At 71.5% G+C, this 18,182-nt stretch carries 16 protein-coding genes; 9 read left to right on the top strand and 7 right to left on the bottom strand.

Features of this window, described 5'->3' with window-relative positions; all coding sequences use genetic code 11:
* The first annotated feature begins 363 nt into the window (after positions 1-363).
* Positions 364-1,488, top strand: coding sequence for an acyl-CoA dehydrogenase family protein (locus tag AB0M59_RS17195; protein WP_364615672.1), 1,125 nt, complete (start codon positions 364-366; stop codon positions 1,486-1,488).
* On the opposite strand, the gene glpK (AB0M59_RS17190) is transcribed toward AB0M59_RS17195, so the two are convergent.
* Positions 1,485-3,434: a glycerol kinase GlpK gene (glpK, locus tag AB0M59_RS17190; RefSeq protein ID WP_364615669.1), complete on the bottom strand. Its 1,950-nt coding sequence runs from the start codon at positions 3,432-3,434 to the stop codon at positions 1,485-1,487. The genes AB0M59_RS17195 and glpK (AB0M59_RS17190) overlap by 4 nt on opposite strands.
* A 10-nt stretch (positions 3,435-3,444) precedes the next feature.
* Entirely contained in the window at positions 3,445-4,212 is a 768-nt protein-coding gene (locus AB0M59_RS17185; RefSeq protein ID WP_364615666.1) for an IclR family transcriptional regulator, read from the bottom strand.
* A 154-nt stretch (positions 4,213-4,366) separates the two neighbouring features.
* Between AB0M59_RS17185 and AB0M59_RS17180 the strand changes: the two genes are divergently transcribed.
* From AB0M59_RS17180 to glpD, 3 genes are read left to right on the top strand one after another with little or no spacing between them, the layout of a single operon-like run.
* Entirely contained in the window at positions 4,367-5,188 is an 822-nt protein-coding gene (locus AB0M59_RS17180; RefSeq protein WP_364615663.1) for an MIP/aquaporin family protein, read from the top strand.
* Between the two features lie 14 nt (positions 5,189-5,202).
* Entirely contained in the window at positions 5,203-6,720 is a 1,518-nt protein-coding gene (glpK, locus tag AB0M59_RS17175; protein WP_364615660.1) for a glycerol kinase GlpK, read from the top strand.
* A 24-nt stretch (positions 6,721-6,744) separates the two neighbouring features.
* On the top strand, positions 6,745-8,451 hold the full coding sequence (glpD, locus tag AB0M59_RS17170; RefSeq protein ID WP_364615657.1) for a glycerol-3-phosphate dehydrogenase: 1,707 nt from the start codon (positions 6,745-6,747) through the stop codon (positions 8,449-8,451).
* Between the two features lie 10 nt (positions 8,452-8,461).
* On the opposite strand, the gene AB0M59_RS17165 is transcribed toward glpD, so the two are convergent.
* The gene (locus tag AB0M59_RS17165) at positions 8,462-9,340 is read right to left on the bottom strand and encodes an aminoglycoside phosphotransferase family protein (protein WP_364615654.1); all 879 of its coding nucleotides are present in this window, start codon (positions 9,338-9,340) and stop codon (positions 8,462-8,464) included.
* A gap of 91 nt (positions 9,341-9,431) precedes the next feature.
* On the opposite strand from AB0M59_RS17165, the gene argG reads away from it, so the two are divergent.
* Positions 9,432-10,880, top strand: coding sequence for an argininosuccinate synthase (gene argG, locus AB0M59_RS17160; RefSeq protein ID WP_364615651.1), 1,449 nt, complete (start codon positions 9,432-9,434; stop codon positions 10,878-10,880).
* A 49-nt stretch (positions 10,881-10,929) separates the two neighbouring features.
* On the opposite strand, the gene AB0M59_RS17155 is transcribed toward argG, so the two are convergent.
* Complete coding sequence (locus AB0M59_RS17155; RefSeq protein WP_364615648.1) at positions 10,930-11,940, bottom strand: medium chain dehydrogenase/reductase family protein; 1,011 nt, start codon at positions 11,938-11,940, stop codon at positions 10,930-10,932.
* A 75-nt stretch (positions 11,941-12,015) separates the two neighbouring features.
* On the bottom strand, positions 12,016-12,585 hold the full coding sequence (locus tag AB0M59_RS17150; protein WP_364615645.1) for a TetR/AcrR family transcriptional regulator: 570 nt from the start codon (positions 12,583-12,585) through the stop codon (positions 12,016-12,018).
* A gap of 141 nt (positions 12,586-12,726) precedes the next feature.
* Here AB0M59_RS17150 and AB0M59_RS17145 point away from each other — a divergent pair, with 141 nt between their 5' ends.
* Both AB0M59_RS17145 and AB0M59_RS17140 read left to right on the top strand, forming a co-directional pair.
* Positions 12,727-12,888: a hypothetical protein gene (locus AB0M59_RS17145; RefSeq protein ID WP_364615642.1), complete on the top strand. Its 162-nt coding sequence runs from the start codon at positions 12,727-12,729 to the stop codon at positions 12,886-12,888.
* Entirely contained in the window at positions 12,885-13,265 is a 381-nt protein-coding gene (locus tag AB0M59_RS17140) for a hypothetical protein (protein WP_364615639.1), read from the top strand. Before AB0M59_RS17145 ends, AB0M59_RS17140 begins: the two co-directional genes overlap by 4 nt.
* Positions 13,266-13,310: 45 nt before the next feature.
* Here the strand turns inward: AB0M59_RS17140 and AB0M59_RS17135 are convergent, their stop codons facing one another.
* Complete coding sequence (locus AB0M59_RS17135) at positions 13,311-14,012, bottom strand: trypsin-like serine protease (RefSeq protein ID WP_364615636.1); 702 nt, start codon at positions 14,010-14,012, stop codon at positions 13,311-13,313.
* 272 nt (positions 14,013-14,284) lie between these two features.
* Here AB0M59_RS17135 and AB0M59_RS17130 point away from each other — a divergent pair, with 272 nt between their 5' ends.
* Positions 14,285-17,038 (top strand): BTAD domain-containing putative transcriptional regulator, encoded by a 2,754-nt coding sequence (locus AB0M59_RS17130; RefSeq protein ID WP_364615633.1) that lies wholly within the window; start codon positions 14,285-14,287, stop codon positions 17,036-17,038.
* Between the two features lie 181 nt (positions 17,039-17,219).
* On the opposite strand, the gene AB0M59_RS17125 is transcribed toward AB0M59_RS17130, so the two are convergent.
* Positions 17,220-17,726 (bottom strand): hypothetical protein, encoded by a 507-nt coding sequence (locus tag AB0M59_RS17125; RefSeq protein WP_364615630.1) that lies wholly within the window; start codon positions 17,724-17,726, stop codon positions 17,220-17,222.
* 170 nt (positions 17,727-17,896) lie between these two features.
* On the opposite strand from AB0M59_RS17125, the gene AB0M59_RS17120 reads away from it, so the two are divergent.
* Positions 17,897-18,019 (top strand): hypothetical protein, encoded by a 123-nt coding sequence (locus AB0M59_RS17120; protein WP_364615627.1) that lies wholly within the window; start codon positions 17,897-17,899, stop codon positions 18,017-18,019.
* Positions 18,020-18,182: the final 163 nt, after the last annotated feature.

Below are 18,182 nucleotides of genomic sequence, written 5' to 3'. Positions count from 1 at the left end.
TGCGAGGTCGCGCGCGGATCCGTGCCGGAGATCGTCGTGAACGACTCGTCCACCACGCCGGTCGCCGGGGTCTCGGCAAAGTCGTCACGGCTCGGGTGCCCGTGGGTCGCCAAAGGTCTTGAATGAGTCATTCAGGACCTCCCAAGACCTGAATGACTCATTCAGGACGCCACCGCGTCCGCCGATGCCGCCGGATGACCGCCGAGCCAGACCCGGCCACCGACTTTGCCGGCCCCTGACGCCGGTCGCGATGAACGAGTGTTCACCACCTGAAACCCGCGCCGCGCCCACCGCGCGCCACCGCCGGAAGATGACGGTTCACCAGAACACCGTTTCCTGCTCGCAACCCCCTACCCTGGAGACATGGCGCGCACCTGGGGGACCTCGCCGGCTTTCGATGCGGCGCTGGCGGAGGTGGCGCGCCGGGCCGGGGAGTTCACCCGGCTGCGGCACGTGCCGCGGGATGTCGTCGGCAAGTTCCGGCTCGCCGGCTTCTACCGCGCGACCACCCCGAAGCGTTTCGGTGGTGACGCGCTGCCGCCCGCGGAGTTCCTCCGGATGGTCGAGCGGATGTCCGAAGTGGACGGATCCGCCGGGTGGGTCGCGAGCTTCGGCTCGTCGGGCGTCTACCTCGCCGCCTTGCCGCCCGAGACGCAGGCGCTGCTCTACGCCGACGGCCCGGACCTCGTCTTCGCCGGCGCGCTCTTCCCCGTGCAGCCGGCCGAAGAGGTGCCGGGCGGGTTCCGCGTCCGCGGGCGGTGGCGTCTGGCCAGCGGCTGCCTCGTCGCCGACTACCTCGGCGTCGGCATCGGGACGGGCGGCACCGGCCGGCCGCGCACCGCGGTGATGCCGGCGGCGCGCGCCGAGGTCGTCGACACCTGGGACGCGGTCGGCATGCGCGGCACCGGCAGCCACGACCTGCGGGTGGACGACGTCGTCGTGCCGGCGGAGTGGACGTTCGTCCGCGGCGGCGGCGCCACGATCGACGAGCCGCTCTACCGCTACCCGACACTGGCCTACGCCTCCCAGGTGCTCGCGGTGGTCAACCTCGGCATCGCCCGGGCGGCGCTGAACCACGTGACCGGGTTCGGCGCGGGCCGCGCCGGGCTCACCGGCGGTCCCGTGCTCGCCGACCGCGCGTACGCCCGGATCGCGCTCGCGAAGGCCGAGGCGGATCTCCGTTCGGTGCGCGCTTTCTTCTACGAGGCCACGGAAGAAGCCTGGGAAGCGGCGTTGGCGGGCACACCCGGGCCGGACCAGGTGAGCCTGCTCCGGCTGGCGGCGGCGCACGCGGCCCGCGTCGGCTTCGAGGTGGTGCGGGCGGCGTACACGCTGGGCGGCACGTCGGCGATCGAGGCGGACCACCCGCTGCAGCGCCACCTGCGCGACGCGGCGGTGGTGCCCCAGCACGCGTTCCTGACGGAGGGCATGTACGACGCCGCGGGTGCGGTCTTCCTGGGTGCGCAACCCTTTCCGGGGTACCTCTAGAGCGTCAGCCGGTCGCCGAGGTCGCGGATGTGGTCGGCGTTGCCGCAGTCGAGGTCCAGCTGACGGCGGCGCTCCGCCACGAACGCGCGGCCCAGTCCGGTTCGGTCCGATGTGGACATCGTGCGCCGCAGGTCGTTCAGCAGGCCGCGTTCCTCGCCGCGGACGTGGGCGTCCACGACGTTCTCCAAGCGCAGCAACGCCTTTTCGAAGTCGTCGGCTTCGAGGACCGCCAAGAGATCGTCGGCGAAGAACGAGCCCGGGGAGTCCGGCCGGACGATCCGCTCGGTCGCCGTCGCGTGGGCGACCAGCAGAGCCGCCAGCTCCGCGACCAGGGCTGGGCGGTCGGCCTCGGTGTTGCGCAGGTCCCGGAACAGCTGCTCGAACCGGCGGTGGTCGGCCAGCAGCACCTCGACCAGGTCGGACCCAGGCGGGACCGCGGCCGGGCCGGGACGCATCCAGCCGAACGTCAGCTCCACCGCTTGGCGCCAGTGGCCGTACTCGGTGTCCCGGCGGGCCGGGTCCATCGCCGGCAGCCACTGCCCGGCCCGGTGCCAGTTGCGCCGCAGCCCCTCCAGATCCGGCCAGTACCCGACGGACAGCCCCGCTGCGTACGCCGCGCCGAGCGACACCGTCTCGGCCACCATCGGACGGACCACCGGCACGTCGAGGACGTCCGCGACGAACTGCATCAGCAGGTTGTCGGCGGTCATCCCGCCGTCGACCTTGAGCGTCTTCAGGGCCAGGCCGGAGTCGGCGTTCATGGCGTCGACGACCTCGCGGGTCTGCCAGCCGGTCGCCTCGAGGACCGCCCGCGCCAGGTGGCCCTTGGTGATGTACGACGTCAGCCCGGCGATCACGCCGCGGGCCTCGCTGTGCCAGTGCGGTGCGAAGAGCCCGGAGAACGCGGGCACGATGTAGCAGCCGCCGTTGTCGTCGACCGTCCGGGCGAGCGTCTCGATCTCCGGGGCGCTGCCGATCAGCTCCAGGCCGTCGCGGAACCACTGCACCAGCGACCCGGTGACGGCGATCGACCCCTCGAGCGCGTACACCGCGGGTTCGTCGCCGATCTTGAAGCCGACCGTCGTGAGCATTCCGTGGGTCGACAGCACAGGCGTCGAACCGGTGTTGAGCAGCAGGAAGCTTCCGGTGCCGTACGTGCACTTCGCCTCACCGGGCGCGAAGCACGTCTGACCGAACAGCGCCGCCTGCTGGTCACCCAAAGCGGCGGCGATCCGGATCCCCGGGACCACGCGTGACGTCGTGCCGTAGACCTCCGTCGACGACCGGATCTCCGGCAGCATCGCGCGCGGGACGTCGAAGAAGTCGAGGAGCTCGTCGTCCCACGAAAGCGTGCGCAGGTTCATCAGCATGGTGCGCGAGGCGTTGGTGACGTCGGTGATGTGCACGCCGCCCTCGGCACCGCCGGTGAGGTTCCAGATCAGCCAGCTCTCGATGGTGCCGAAGAGGACGTCACCGCGTTCGGCGCGTTCGCGCAGGCCGGGCGTGCGTTCGAGCAGCCAGCGGACGCGCGGCGCGGAGAAGTACGTCGCCAGCGGGAGGCCGCACAGCTGCCGGACGCGGTCGGCGCCCGGCTCGCGGGCGAGCTGTTCGAGCATGGCGTCGGTGCGGGTGTCCTGCCAGACGATCGCGCGCCCGATCGGGTTGCCGGTGTGCCGGTCCCACAGGACGGTGGTCTCGCGCTGGTTGGCGATCCCGAGGCCGACTACCTGCTCGGCGGTGGCCCCGGCGTCGGCCAGGGCTTGGGGGACGATCCGGGAGACGTTCCGCCAGATCTCGGCGGCGTCGTGCTCGACCCAGCCGGGCCGCGGGAAGTGCTGCTGGTGCTCCCGCTGCACGACGGAGACGAGCCGGCCACGCGCGTCGAACAGGATGCACCGGGTGGAGGTGGTGCCCTGGTCGATGGACATCACGTACCGCTGGACCATGGTCCTCCCTTCACCATCGGGACGCGCCCAGGTCGCGGGAGACGGCGCGGGCCGCGTCGCGGACGTGGCCGAGCAGGCGAGGGCTCGGGCCGCCGTCCGGCTCGCAGATGCGCTCCACCGCGCCGAACACGCCGATCGCGCCGACCACGATGCCGCCGTGGCCGCGGATCGGCGCGGCGATCCCCGCCTCGCCGGAGATCATTTCGCCGTTCTCCACCGCCCAGCCGGCCTCGCGCACCTTCCCGCAGGCGCGCTTGATCGCGGTCTGGGTGACCAGGGTCCGGCGCGTGTAGGCCTCCGGCTCGCCGGTGCGCAACGATGCCACGAGAGTCGTGTCGTAGGCCAGCAGCACTTTGCCGAGCGCCGTCGCGTGCAGCGGCAGCAGGGTGCCGACGTCCAGGGTCTGCAGGCTGTCGTCCGGCCGGAACACGTGGTGCACCACCAGCACCCGGCCCTCCAGCGGCGCGCCGATGCGGACGGCCTCGCCGCTGCGCGAGGCCAGCGCGTCGGCCCAGTTGATGGCGCGGGAGCGCAGCTCGTTGACGTCGAGGTAGCTCGTGCCCAGGTGCAGCAGCGCCGCGCCGAGCTGGTACTTGCCCGAATCGCGGTCCTGCTCGACGAACCCGACGCCCTGCAGCGTGCGCAGGATCCCGTGCGCGGTGCCCTTGGCCAGTTCCAGCGAGTCGGCGATCTCCCCGACCCCCAGACGGCCCGAGCCGCGCGCCAGCAAGCGCAGGATCGCGGCGGCGCGCTCGATGGACTGGATCGGACCGGGCACGCCCGCGACCCTAGCCCGACCGGCCCTGATTCGACAATGTCGAACATCCACTCCGGCCGTTCGACAATGCCGACCGCTGTCCGTTGACCCTCCCGGCCAGCGAACTTAGCTTTCATCCACCAGGGGGAAGAACGGTCCTTTGTGGAGGAAAGCAATGGTGCGAAACCTCAAGGCCCGCGGGCTCGCCGGCGAGATGGCCGCCGAGTTCGTGGGGACGATGATCCTCATCCTGTTCGGGTGCGGGGTGGTGGCGCAGGTCGTCGCCGCGGGCATCGGGGACCACGACAGCATCGCCTGGGCCTGGGGCCTCGGCGTCACGCTCGGTGTCTACGTCGCTTCGCGGATCAGCGGCGCGCACCTGAACCCGGCCGTGACCGTCGCCCTCGCGGTGTTCAAGGGCTTCGAGTGGCGCAAGGTCGCCCCTTACGCCCTGGCCCAGACCGCCGGCGCGTTCCTCGCCGCGATGCTCGTGCGCTGGAACTACACCGAGGTGCTCAACGCCAAGGACCCCGGCCTCACGATCAAGACCCAGGGCGTGTTCTCCACCCTTCCGGGTAACGGCACGCTCCCGGTGGGTGACTGGGGCGCCTTCCGCGACCAGATCATCGGCACCGCGATCCTCGTCCTGGTGATCTTCGCCATCACCGATCTCCGCAACACCTCGCCGGGCGCGAACCTGGCCCCGCTCGTCATCGGGTTCCTCGTCGTCGCGATCGGCATGGCCTGGGGCACGAACGCCGGCTACGCGATCAACCCGGCCCGTGACTTCGGCCCGCGGCTGGCGTCCTGGCTGACCGGCTACGACACGGCGTGGTCCGACCAGTACGGCTTCCCCTACTGGTGGATCCCGATCGTGGCACCGGTGCTCGGCGCCGTCGTCGGCGGCGCGATCTACAAGTTCTTCATCGAGCGGTACCTGCCCGCCGGGGAACCGCTGGACGCCATGCCCGCCAAGGACTTCGAGACCGCCGCCTGAGAAGGAGCACCACCATGCCGGACTACGTCGGCGCCGTCGACCAGGGCACCACCAGCACCCGCTTCATGATCTTCGACCACGGCGGCAACGAGATCGCCCGTCACCAGCTCGAGCACGAGCAGATCCTGCCCAAGCCGGGCTGGGTCGAGCACGACGCCACCGAAATCTGGGAACGCACCCGCTCGGTCATCGCCACCGCGCTCAACAAGGCCAACCTGACCGCCGGTGACCTCGCCGCGCTCGGCATCACCAACCAGCGTGAGACCACCGTCGTGTGGAACCGCCGCACCGGACGTCCGTACCACAACGCGATCGTCTGGCAGGACACCCGCACCGACCGGATCGCCTCCGCCCTGGAGCGCGAGGGCAAGGGTGACATCATCCGCCGCAAGGCCGGTCTGCCGCCCGCGACGTACTTCTCCGGCGGCAAGCTGCAGTGGATCCTCGAAAACGTCGACGGCGTGCGCGAGGACGCCGAGAAGGGCGACGCGCTCTTCGGCACCACCGACTCGTGGCTCATCTGGAACCTCACCGGCGGGATCGACGGCGGCGTCCACGTCACCGACCCGACCAACGCGTCCCGCACCATGCTGATGGACCTCGAAACGCTCGACTGGGACGACGAGCTGCTGTCGTTCTTCAACGTTCCGAGGCAGATGCTGCCCGCGATCCGGCCGTCGTCGAACCCCGGCTTCTTCGGGACCACCCGCGCCGACGGCCCGCTCGGCGGCGAGGTCGCGCTCACCGGCGTCCTCGGCGACCAGCAGGCGGCGACCGTCGGGCAAGTCTGCTTCCGGCCCGGCGAAGCCAAGAACACCTACGGCACCGGCAACTTCCTGCTGCTCAACACCGGCCACGAGCTGGTCCGCTCGAAGCACGGCCTGCTGACGACGCTGTGCTACCAGTTCGGCGACGAGAAGCCCGTCTACGCGCTCGAAGGCTCGATCGCCGTCACCGGGTCGGCCGTGCAGTGGCTGCGCGACCAGCTCGGCATCATCAGCGGCGCGTCGCAGAGCGAAAGCCTCGCCCGCCAGGTCGAGGACAACGGCGGCATCTACTTCGTCCCCGCGTTCTCCGGCCTCTTCGCGCCGTACTGGCGTTCGGACGCCCGCGGCGCGATCGTCGGGCTCACCCGCGCCACGACCAACGCTCATCTCGCGCGGGCGACCCTGGAAGCGATCTGCTACCAGACCCGCGACGTCGTCGAGGCCATGCAGAACGACTCCGGCGTGACCCTCGACGTGTTGCGCGTGGACGGTGGCGTCACCGCCAACGAGCTGTGCATGCAGCTGCAGGCGGACATCCTCGGCGTCCCGGTGTCGAAGCCGGTCGTCGCGGAGACCACCGCGCTCGGGGCCGCCTACGCGGCCGGCCTGGCCGTCGGCTTCTGGAAGTCGACCGACGAGCTCGAGCAGAACTGGAACGAGGACAAGCGCTGGCAGCCGTCGGCGACGGAAGAGCAGCGCGCCGAGGGCTACGCGGGCTGGCAGAAGGCCGTCGGCCGCACGCTCGACTGGGTCGACGTGCAGTGAGGCCGTGAGATGACGGGCCCGGAGATGACGAGGAGGAACACCGTGACAGCACTTTCGCCGCAGTACCGTGCGGAGACACTGCGGAAGCTGGTGCGCGAAGAGGTCGACGTCCTGGTCGTCGGCGGGGGAGTGACCGGCGCCGGCGTCGCGCTCGACGCGGCGTCGCGCGGGTTGTCCGTCGCGCTGGTCGAGGCCCGCGACTTCGCCGCCGGCACGTCCAGCCGGTCGTCCAAGCTGATCCACGGTGGCTTGCGCTACCTGGAGCAGCTGGACTTCAAGCTGGTGCGCGAAGCGCTCAGGGAACGCGGGCTGCTGCTGCAGAAGCTGGCCCCGCACCTGGTGCGGCCGGTCAAGTTCCTGGTGCCGCTGAAGCACCGGGTGTGGGAGCGCGGCTACATCGGCGCCGGCGTCACGTTGTACGACACGCTCGGCGGTGCCCGGGCGCTGCCGCGGCACCGGCACCTGTCCAAGCGCGGCGCCGCCAAGGTGGCGCCCGGCCTGGCCGACGACGCGCTGATCGGCGCGATCCAGTACTACGACGCCCAGGTCGACGACGCCCGCCACACGATGACGATCGCGCGGACGGCCGCCGAACAGGGCGCTTCGGTGCTGACGCGGGCTCGGGTGACGTCGCTGCTTCGCGACGGTGAGCGGGTGGTCGGCGCGAAGGTCGTCGACCGCGAGAGCGGCGCCGAGATCGAGGTGCGGGCTCGCATCGTGGTCGCGGCGACGGGTGTGTGGAGCGACGACATGGCGGAGGCGGCCGGGATCCCGGCGCCGTTCACCGTGCGCGCGTCGAAGGGCATTCACCTCGTGGTGCCGCGGGAGAAGATCGACCTCGACACCGGGCTGATCCTGCGCACCGAGAAGAGCGTGCTCTTCGTGATCCCGTGGGGCCGGCACTGGATCGTCGGCACCACCGACACCGAGTGGGACCTCGACCGCGAGCACCCGGCGGCGAGCCGCGCGGACGTCGACTACGTGCTGGAGCACCTCAACGCCGTCCTGCGCACCCCCGTGACGCACGACGACATCGAGGGCGTCTACGCGGGTCTGCGTCCGCTGCTCGCGGCGAAGGCGGCCGCGACGACGAAGCTGTCGCGGGAGCACGCGGTGGCACACCCGGTGCCGGGACTGGTGATCGTGGCCGGCGGCAAGTACACGACGTACCGGGTGATGGCCGCGGACGCGGTCGACGTCGTGGTCGAGGAGCTCGGCCGCCCCGCCCCGCCGTCGTGGACCGACGGGCTGCCGATCGTCGGCGCCGAGGGGTACCACGAGCTGTGGGCCGACCGTTTTTCGGTGGCTGCGAAGACGGGGCTGCCCCTGCCGCGCGTCGAGCACCTGCTGCAGCGGTACGGCACGCGGATCTGGAACCTGGTCGAGCTGATCAAGGAGCAGCCCTCGCTCGGTGAACCGATCACGGAGACCTCGGAGTACCTCCGCGTGGAGGCGGTGTACGCGGTTTCGCACGAGGGCGCACTGCACCTGGAGGACGTCCTGACCCGGCGGACGCGGATCTCGATCGAGGAACGCGACCGCGGTGTGGCGGCGGCCCCGGTGGTCGCCGGGCTGATCGCCCCGCTGCTGGGCTGGGATGCGTACCGGACCGATCGCGAGGTGGCGAACTACCTCGCGCGGGTGGAAGCGGAGCGCTCGGCACAGGAAGCCCCGGACGACGCGGCGGCGAACGCCACCCGCCTCGCGGCCCCGGCGCTCCTGCCGAGCTGATCCGGCGTGCTCACGGAGCCGGGACGCACTCCAGCTCCGTGAGCACGTAACGGGCGTTGGCCGAGATGACCGGGTTCGTGTGCCGGTAGTACGGCAGCTGGATCACCGCCATCGACAGCGCACGGCCGCGGCCGCGCGCCCACGTCGCGTCGTCGGCACCGACGTGGTCGCGGAACACCTCTCGCGCGGTCCCGGACAGCAGGTTCCACGCGGGGATCAGGTCGCACGCCGGATCGCCGACTCCGGCGGTGGCCCAGTCGAGGACACCGCTCAGGCGGCCATCGCGCAGCAGGAGGTTGCTCGGCATCAGGTCCGCGTGCACCCAGCTCGGCGGCCCGGTCCATTGTGGAGCATCGAGCGCCACCGCCCAGCAGGCGAGGGCCGCCGCCGCGTCGAACGGCTCGTCGGTGCGGCTCAGCTCCTCGATCGCCCGGCGGGTGGCCGTGTCCATCGTGGACAGCGGCTGTCCGCGGAAGGCCGGCGGACCGTCCGCCGGGCGCGCCCGCAGTGCGCGCACGAACTCCGCCAGGTCGCGGGCCGGTGCGTCCCGGCCTTCGAGCGCCGGTTCGCCGTCGAGCCAGCCGTGCACCGCCCACGGCCACGGATACCCCTCGGCCGGTTCGCCCACGGCGACGACGGCCGGGACCGCCGCCGGCAGCCCGGCGAGCGAGGTGAGGGCCCGCGCTTCCTTCGTGATGTCACCGGCGCCGCCCGCGGTCAGCGGGAGCCGGACCGTCAGGTCGTCACCCAGGCGGTACACGGCGTTGACCGTGCCGCCGGAGGCCAGGGGAGTGACCGGCAGGCCGGCCCACGCCGGGAACTGCCCGCGCACCAGCCGCCCGACGAGGTCGGTGTCGATGGCGTGCTCGTCGGCGTGCATCCGGCCCATGTGATCACCGAACCACGCACGTCAACGCGTTTTCGTGAGCCCGGGCACCCCCGGATTGCACGACGATGCATGGGCGTGCATAATCATTCGCATGTCCAAGGTGCTCACTTCCCTGCCCGTCGGCGAGCGTGTCGGTATCGCCTTCTCCGGTGGCCTCGACACTTCCGTAGCGGTCGCGTGGATGCGCGACAAAGGCGCGGTCCCCTGCACCTACACCGCCGACATCGGCCAGTACGACGAACCCGACATCGAGTCGGTGCCCGGGCGGGCCGGGCAGTACGGCGCCGAGCTCGCGCGGCTGGTCGACTGCAAGGAAGCCCTTGTCGAGGAGGGGCTCGCGGCGCTGACCTGCGGGGCTTTCCACATCCGCACCGGCGGCCGCAGCTACTTCAACACCACCCCGCTCGGCCGCGCGGTCACCGGCACGCTGCTGGTGCGCGCCATGCTCGAGGACGACGTCCAGATCTGGGGCGACGGCTCCACCTACAAGGGCAACGACATCGAGCGGTTCTACCGCTACGGCCTGCTGGCCAACCCCTCCCTGCGCGTCTACAAGCCGTGGCTCGACGCGGACTTCGTCACCGAGCTCGGCGGCCGCAAGGAGATGTCGGAGTGGCTGCTGGCCCACGACCTGCCCTACCGCGACAGCACCGAGAAGGCCTACTCGACCGACGCCAACATCTGGGGCGCCACGCACGAGGCGAAGTCCTTGGAGCACCTGGACACCGGCATCGAGATCGTCAAGCCCATCATGGGCGTGGCGTTCTGGGACGCTGACGTGGAGATCGCCCCCGAGGACGTCACGATCGGCTTCGAGCAGGGCCGGCCGGTGACGATCAACGGCAAGGAGTTCGCCTCCGCCGTCGACCTGGTGCTGGAGGCCAACGCCATCGGCGGCCGCCACGGCCTGGGCATGTCCGACCAGATCGAGAACCGGATCATCGAGGCCAAGAGCCGCGGCATCTACGAGGCGCCCGGCATGGCCCTGCTGCACGCGGCCTACGAACGGCTCGTCAACGCCATCCACAACGAGGACACCCTCGCCAGCTACCACAACCACGGGCGGCAGCTCGGCAGGCTGATGTACGAAGGCCGCTGGCTGGACCCGCAGGCGATGATGCTGCGCGAGTCGCTGCAGCGCTGGGTCGGCACCGCGATCACCGGCGAGGTCACGCTGCGGCTGCGCCGCGGCGAGGACTACTCCATCATGGACACGACCGGGCCGGCGTTCAGCTACCACCCGGACAAGCTGTCGATGGAGCGGACCGAGGACTCGGCGTTCGGCCCGGTCGACCGGATCGGCCAGCTGACCATGCGCAACCTCGACATCGCGGACTCGCGGGCCAAACTCGAGCAGTACGCGAGCATCGGCATGGTCGGCGGCAACTCGCACCCGAAGCTGATCGGCGCGGCCCAGGCGGCGTCGACCGGCCTCATCGGCGCGATGCCCGAGGGCGGCGCCCAGGTGATCGCCTCGCGCGGCAAGACCGACGACGTCGAGCTGCTCGACAGCGCCGCGATGGAGTTCGGCACGGACTGACACCCACGCCCGAAGGCCACCACGTTCGCCGTGGTGGCCTTCGGTGCGTTCAGGGGACGAGCACGACCTTGCCGGTGACGGTCCCGGATTCGGCCAGCGTCAAGGCTTTCGCGGCTTCGGTCAGCGGGATCCGCGCCGCCACCTGCGCCTTGAGCTGTCCCTTCGCCGCCAGGTCGAAGACGGCCGTCAGGTCCTCGGCGAGGCGCGCGCGGAACCGGGTGAGGTTCCGCTTGCCGCCCCAGACGTTGTAGAAGTGCGTGCGGCGCCGGTTGGGCAGCGCGTTCCACCACAGCAGCCGGGCGACCAGCTTCAGCACGGCGGGCTTCGGGTTGCCGCCGGTGTCCTTCGTGGACGCGCTGCCGTAGGCGACCAGCGTCCCGCCGGGCGCGAGCAGCCGGAACGAGTCGACGATGCCGGGGCCGCCGACGTGGTCGAAGACGGCGTCGACCCCGCCGGGTGCCAGCGCCCGGACCTGGGCCGGCACGTCGCCGCGGTAGTCGAGGGCGGTCGCGCCGAGCGCGGTGACGGCGTCCAGGTTCCGCGCCGAGGCGGTCCCGATCACCTTGATCCCGGCGGCCAGGGCGAGCTGCACGAGCGTGGTGCCGACGCCGCCGCTCGCGCCGTGGACGAGGATCGTGCCGCCGGCCTTGACGCGCGCTTTCCGGTGCAGCATCTGGTACGCCGTGATGCCGTTGACCACGAACGTCTCGGCGTCGGCCGCGTCCAGCGCGTCGGGTACCGGGACGAGGTCGGCGGCGGGGACGACGAGGTGGCTGCTCCAGCCGCCGATCTTGGTCATGGCGGCCACGCGACGCCCGACCAGGGTGGGGTCCGCGGCTTCGAGGACCGTGCCGACGATGTCGTAGCCGGGCACGAAGGGGAACGGCGGCTGGTCGTAGTACTTCCCGCGGCGCATCTGCTGCTCGGCGAACGAGATCCCGCTCGCCTCGACGCGGACCAGTGCTTCGCCGGCGCCGGGTCGGGGCAGCTCGCGGTGCTCGACGCGCAGGCCGTCCGGCTCGACGAGACCGGGCAGGACGATTTCGGTGGTGGTGGTCATGGTGCGTTCCTTCCAGAGTGTGAGTGACTGGTCAATCACTCGACGGGCATCAAAAAGAGACTTCGGGGGGCGGGTTCAGTTCTTGCCGGGGTGGCGGATGCCGGCGGTGAGCACGGCGGCCCAGTCGCCGGCGTCCTCGTCGAGGTCGAGGGTGGCGATGAGGTGGCAGAGCTGGCCGTAGGCGATGAAGCGCTGGACCTGCTCGCCGCCGGCGCCGGACCGCTCGAGGGCGAGTTCAGTGACTTTCGCCAGGCCGCGCCGCACGGCGTCGGCGATCTCGGGGGTGTCGGCGGCCGACTGGGCGTGCACCTGCAGCATGAGCAGGTTCCGGTCGGCGATGAGCTCGGCGTACGCGCCGCCCATCTCGTCGAGGATCTTCTCCGGGTCGGTGCTTTCGGTGCGGGCAGCCCCGTTCGACAGCGCGTGCGCGACGAGTTCGAAGCACCGGTCGAGCGCGGCGACGAAGAGGGAAACCTTGCCGGGGAACAACTTGAAGACGTAGGCGGGGGAGATGTCGGCCTTCGCGGCCACGGCACTGATCGGCGTGCTGTGGTACCCGCCCCGGGCGAACTCGGCGATGGCGGCGTCGACGACGACGTCCCGCCGGGCGTCGGAGGTGGAGAGGGTGGCACCGCGTTTCGTCATGTGAGTGACTGTACACTCACTCGTCGGGCGATGTCCAGCACCGGGCGCTGTCCGGCACCGGACAGAACCGCCCGCGGGACACCGTGGCTCGGTATACCTGCCGCGTGGGCACCAGGCTCACGTCGGCTCGGGAGGGTACCGATGAAGTTCTCGAAGAGACTCATGGCCGGATTCTTCGCCTTGACGGCAGCGGCGGGGATCGTGCTCGCCGGGGCGCCGGCGGCGTCGGCCGCGAAGCCGTTCTGCGACGTCGACCTGGCCGGCGGCGCGGAACGTGCTTCGCCACCGCGCACGGGCTCATGAGCTACGAAGCCGCGGCGGCGCTCGCTCCGGTGGTCACCGTGTTCAAGAGTGTCAGCTACTTGGGAGATCAGGGGTTCCGGAACTACACCAATGTCTACGGCCGCACCACGTGTACCGCCGCGGACAGTCCGCACGAAGCCTCCGACGGTGACCTGCGGGACGCCTTCTACCAGAACAACGGCGCGTTGATGGACCGGACGATCAGCTCGATCTACATCCGCCCGGGCTCGGGCTGCCGCGTGCGGGTGTTCGACGGCATCGGCTTCACCGGCTCGTCGAAGCTCGTCACCGACAACGCGGTCCACGGCTGTGACGACATTCGGTACTGCTTCCCCGAGGACTGGGACGGCCGCATCCGCTCGTTCTGGGTCAGCTGAACGTCCGCCCCCGCCGCTCCGGCGCGGCGGGGGCGGCCGGAAGGCTCAGACGCCCGCGGTGGCGGAGATCCAGTCGCGGTACTTGGTGATGTTGATGTAGGCCGTGTAGGACTGGCGGTCGCTCGTCGAGGCCACGCCGACCTGCTTGCCGTTGGCGTACATCGGACCGCCGGAGTCGCCGCCCGCCGTGATGCCGTCGCCGCGGTTCGCGCACACCGAGACGCCGGCCGCGCCGTCCGGGCAGTCGATCGAGCTGACGCTGACCTTCGCGACCTTCAGCAGCTGCGACTGGCACTCGATCTCGGGCTTGTCGGTGCAGGTCGCGCCCCAGCCGTAGACCTCGGCCTGGTCGCCCACCTTGACGTCGCCTTCGCTGCCCAGCGGCGCGTACTCGGTCTGCACCTGCTGGTCGATCTGCACCAGCGAGAGGTCCGAGTCCGGCGCCTCGTGCACGGAGGTGGCGTTGACCGTGGTGCCCTTCGTCTGGTCCAGGTCGCCGACGTGGAAGCTGATCGGCTGGCCGTCGGCGCCCTGCGTGCAGTGGCGGGCGGTGAGGATCCAGTCGGGCGCGATGATCGTCGCCGAGCAGATCTCCTGGCCACCGGCGAACATCCGGGCCGCCGAGTGGAGCGAGCCGGCATTGCTGCCGTCGATGATGGCCGGCTGGGCGGCCAGGGACGGCGCCGCGGCCGCGAGTGCCGAGAGCAAAACACCGGAGACGACTACGCCGGTTCGCGCGATACGCACTTTACGATCAACCTCCCGCCGCGGACCGAAGTCTCGCGGTGACGTGTAGTGAAGGACGTGCCTACCGTCACTGCTGTGGGTGAATCTCCGTAACCCGCCGATAGTCGGTTGATCCAAAACGCGACTTTCGTCGTGGGCCGTCCGGCCCATCCGGTGACATGTTCTGGCGCCCTGTCTCGAATGTGCGCGATTCCGTCACGGGTCGCGGTGTCGTCCGGCTACAGTCCCGCTGCTTGTTCCGCCTGGGGGCGGTCGCGGGAACGGGGTGCTCGATGGGTCCTGAAGTGCGGTTCCACCTGCTCGGACCGCTGGTCGTGACGGCAGACGGCCGGCCGGTGCCGCTCGGCGGGGCGAAGCAGCGGGTCCTGCTGGCGCACCTGCTGCTCAACGCGAACCGGACGGTCACGCCCGGCCAGCTCGTCGACACGATCTGGCCCGGCGACCCGCCGACGTCCGCCGCCGCCAACCTGCAGACCTACGTGTGGCGGCTGCGCCGGCTGCTGCCGGAGGGGCCCGTCCTGCGCACGCACGGCCCGGGCTACTCGCTGGTCGTCGACACCGAAACGGTCGACGCGCGGCGGTTCACCCGGCTCGTCGCCGACGCGACGCGGGCGGGCGCGCCCGAATCGGCACTGGAGTTGCTCGCCGAGGCGGAGTCGCTGTGGCGCGGCGATCCCCTCGAGGACCTGCCGACCGCGCCGGCGTGGGACGCCGAGCTCGGGCGGCTCGTCGAGAACCGGCTGGCCGCCGTCGAGGAGCGGCTTTCGCTGCAGGTGCGGCTGGGAAGGCACGACGCGGCGATCGCCGAGCTCACCGTGCTGCTGGCCGAACACCCCTACCGGGAACGGCTCTGGCAGCAGTACCTGCTCGCGCTCACCGGCGCCGGCCGGCGGGCGGAAGCGCTGCAGGCGTACTCGACGGCGCGGGAGCGGCTGGTCACCGAGCTGGGCGTCGAACCCGGGCCGGAGCTGCGGGCGGTCCAGGCCGCGATCCTCGCGGGCGAACCGGTCGCGGCGCCGCCGGGGGTTCCGCCGCCGCTGCGCCAGCTTCCCGCGGACCTGCCCGACTTCACCGGCCGCTCGGAGTACGTCCGGGACCTGGAAAGGGCTTTGGGCCCGGCGGCGGTCGTGCTGACCGGGGCGCCCGGGACCGGCAAGACGGCGCTGGCCATGCACGTCGCCCACCGCGTCGCGGACCGGTTTCCCGACGGGCAGCTGTACGTCGACCTCGCCGGCACCGGCATTCCGCGCGACCCGGCCGAGGTGCTCGCCGACTTCCTGCACGCCCTGGGCGTCACCGGGAACACCGTCCCCGCGGGGCTCGGCCAGCGGGCCGCGCTGTTCCGCTCGCGGCTGGCCGGGCGGCGGGTGCTGCTGGTGCTCGACGACGCCGCGACCGCCGCGCAGGTCCGCCCGCTGCTGCCCGGGGACGCGGGGTGCGCGGTGCTGGTGACGACCCGCGGGCGGCTGCCGGAACTGGCGGGCGCGAAGCACGTCGAGCTGACGGTGTTCGGCGAAGACGAGGCTTCGCGGCTGCTGGCCGGGGTCGCGGGCGTCGACCGGGTCGTCGGCGAGCCGGCCGAGGCGGCGGCGATTGTCCGCTGCTGCGGCTACTTGCCGTTGGCCATCAGGATCGCGGGCGCGCGGCTTGCCGGGCGGCAGGCGTGGAGCCTGCGGACGCTGCACGACCGGCTCGCCGACGAGTCGAGCCGGCTGAGCGAACTGCGCGTCGGCGATCTCGGGGTCCGGCCGAGCTTCGAGCTGAGCCTGCGGCAGCTGCCGGCGGACGCGCGGACGGCGTTCTGCCGCTCGGCGGTGCTGGGCGCGCAGGACTTCCCGAGCTGGGTGGTCGACGCGCTGCTGGACCGCGACGGCGCGCACGAGGTGCTCGACGTGCTCGTCGACGCGAACCTCGTTTCCTTGGCCGGGCGGGATTCCGGCGGGAATCCTCGCTACCGGCTGCACGATCTGCTGCGGTGCTACGCGGCGGAGCTCCTGGCGGCGGATCCTTCGCAGCCCGAAACCCTCGCCCGGGTGCTCACGGTGTTGCTGGCCTTGGCGAAGACGGCCGCGGCGGGCCTGCCCCCGGCGTTCGGCGCGATGACCGGGCCGTCCGTCGGGGCGCCGGTGGCCACGGCCGGGCTGGTGCCCGACCCGCTGGGCTGGTTCACCGCGGAACGCAAGCTGCTGGCGGCCGCGGTCCAGCTGGCCGCGGACGCGGGCCTGCATGAGCTGGCCTGGCAGCTGACGGCGACGGCGGTCCCGTTCTACGACCTGCGCGGCGCGTACGACGACTGGCGCCGCAGCCACCTGACGGCCCTGGCGGCGGTCGAGGCGGCGGGAAACGGTGCGGGAGCGGCGGTCCTGTACCGAGGCCTCGGCCAAGTCCGTCTCTACCACGACGAGTACGCGGCGGCCGTGAGTGACATGGAGCGGTCGGCTTCGCTGTTCTCCTCGCTCGGGGACGTCCGCGGTGAGGCGCTCGCGGTGGCGGGACTCGGGACGGTGGCGCGGGTCCGCGACCGGCCCCGGGAGGCACTCGGGTTCTACCGCCGGGCCCTGGCGGGTCTGGAGCGAGCCGGGGATCGCCGAGGTGTCGCGCAGGTGCGGAATTCCTTGGGCACCACGTATGCGTCGATGGGTTCGTTCGCGGAGGCGGATTCCTGGCTGCGCCAGGCGCGTGAGCTGGCGCGCGAGATCGAGGATCCGCACCGCGAGGCGAAGGTCCTCACGGAGCTGGGCACGCTGCACCGGGACAAGGGAGCGTTGCCGGAGTCGTTGGCGTGCTTGCGGTTGGCGTTGAGCATCCTCGAGGAACTCGCCGACGAGCGGTGCAGCGCGTACGCGCTGCTGGGAATCGGACAAACGCTGCTTGCGGCGGGCGAGCGGACGCAGGCGCGCGGGGTGTGCGATCGCGCGTTGCGGGTTTTCCGGGAGACCGGGAACCGGCAGGGGGAAACGACGGGGCTGGAGTTGCTGGAGCAGGCGCAGCGAAGAAGGATTCCTTCGGCGGCCGCGCGAAATTGAATGACGTTCGCGTGATCGGAGCCGGGACTCGCGTGATCGAGGCCGGGACTTGCGTGATCGGAGCCGGAAGTCGCGTGATCGAGGCCGGAACTCGTGTGATCGAGCGCGGATCTCATTCCCTGGAACTGGGGGTGGCCGGCCGGGCGCACTGCCCGCCCCGGCCGGCCCACCCCACGCCGGATCAGTTGCTGTTGCCCGGCTTCCAGCCCAGGTAGCTGCCGAAGTAGCCCTGCCGCGCGTGGCCGATCGCGCCGTTCACGCTCGTCGCCCAGACGCCGCCGCTGCCGTCCGCGATGCCCACGTGGCCGTACGCCGAGATGTTCCAGAACACGAACGCGCCCCGCGGCGGGGTGCCCGTCGTGTGGCGGGCGCCGTCCGAGGACCGCCAGTGCTCGATCGCGCTCGCGTGGTGGGTCGTGCGGTTCCACGACAGGCGGGCCGCCTTCTCGCAGTAGCCCTGGTACGCCGTGCTGCCGTTGCGGCTCGAGTACCAGGCGATCGCCTGCGCCGCGGTGCGGGCGGCGGCCAGTTCGGCGGGCGAGTCGACGATCACCGCGCCCGGGTCGGCGATGTCGGCGGCCGTCACCTCCGCGTAGACGTCGGCGGGCGCGGGGGCGGCCGTGGCGACGGTCGCGCCGCCGAAGAGCAGGGCGGTCGCGATCGCCGCCGCCGGGTAGATGCTGCGCATGGGTGTCTCCCTCAGTGGACGGGTTCCGATGGGGGACGACCCTGCGCGCGGCCCCTACACAGCCACTACACCCGCGCTCTCGCGGTGCTGATGCGGATGAGTGCCCGCGAGCCGGAAATTGGCACGTCCGACTGTGCGCGTCACAAAAAAATGCCGTCACGCACCGGCGCGTGACAAATTCCGGGCCCAGGGAAAGCGCGACCACCCCCGTCGCCACGGACAGCAGCCTCGGCGAGTTCGACGTCGACCCGCCGGACCAGGACGCCACCCTCGGCACGGCGACGGTCGGCTGACCCACTCGCGCCCCGGCCCGCCGGAATCCGTCCGGCGGGCCGGAGCCGATGCCGGAATCCGGCACCCGGGAAATGCCGGGATCCGCCGAGAACCGTTTCCTCCCAACGTGATCCTCCCTTAGTAGGTACCGGGCCGACGGTGGTGCGCGGAGTATTCCGTGCC

The sequence above is a fragment of the Amycolatopsis sp. NPDC051371 genome, from assembly GCF_040682155.1.
Taxonomy (GTDB): domain Bacteria; phylum Actinomycetota; class Actinomycetes; order Mycobacteriales; family Pseudonocardiaceae; genus Amycolatopsis.
This window is presented reverse-complemented; position numbering and strand designations above follow the sequence as displayed.

What these genes read in the sequence shown, in the direction of transcription:
- glpK (WP_364615669.1), bottom strand. Translation starts at nt 3,434, where the DNA reads ATGGTCCAGCGGTACGTGATGTCCATCGACCAGGGCACCACCTCCACC.
- AB0M59_RS17145 (WP_364615642.1), top strand. Translation starts at nt 12,727, where the DNA reads ATGAAGTTCTCGAAGAGACTCATGGCCGGATTCTTCGCCTTGACGGCA.
- glpK (WP_364615660.1), top strand. Translation starts at nt 5,203, where the DNA reads ATGCCGGACTACGTCGGCGCCGTCGACCAGGGCACCACCAGCACCCGC.
- AB0M59_RS17150 (WP_364615645.1), bottom strand. Translation starts at nt 12,585, where the DNA reads ATGACGAAACGCGGTGCCACCCTCTCCACCTCCGACGCCCGGCGGGAC.
- AB0M59_RS17155 (WP_364615648.1), bottom strand. Translation starts at nt 11,940, where the DNA reads ATGACCACCACCACCGAAATCGTCCTGCCCGGTCTCGTCGAGCCGGAC.
- AB0M59_RS17140 (WP_364615639.1), top strand. Translation starts at nt 12,885, where the DNA reads ATGAGCTACGAAGCCGCGGCGGCGCTCGCTCCGGTGGTCACCGTGTTC.
- AB0M59_RS17130 (WP_364615633.1), top strand. Translation starts at nt 14,285, where the DNA reads ATGGGTCCTGAAGTGCGGTTCCACCTGCTCGGACCGCTGGTCGTGACG.
- AB0M59_RS17195 (WP_364615672.1), top strand. Translation starts at nt 364, where the DNA reads ATGGCGCGCACCTGGGGGACCTCGCCGGCTTTCGATGCGGCGCTGGCG.
- argG (WP_364615651.1), top strand. Translation starts at nt 9,432, where the DNA reads ATGTCCAAGGTGCTCACTTCCCTGCCCGTCGGCGAGCGTGTCGGTATC.
- glpD (WP_364615657.1), top strand. Translation starts at nt 6,745, where the DNA reads ATGACGAGGAGGAACACCGTGACAGCACTTTCGCCGCAGTACCGTGCG.
- AB0M59_RS17125 (WP_364615630.1), bottom strand. Translation starts at nt 17,726, where the DNA reads ATGCGCAGCATCTACCCGGCGGCGGCGATCGCGACCGCCCTGCTCTTC.
- AB0M59_RS17165 (WP_364615654.1), bottom strand. Translation starts at nt 9,340, where the DNA reads ATGGGCCGGATGCACGCCGACGAGCACGCCATCGACACCGACCTCGTC.
- AB0M59_RS17180 (WP_364615663.1), top strand. Translation starts at nt 4,367, where the DNA reads ATGGTGCGAAACCTCAAGGCCCGCGGGCTCGCCGGCGAGATGGCCGCC.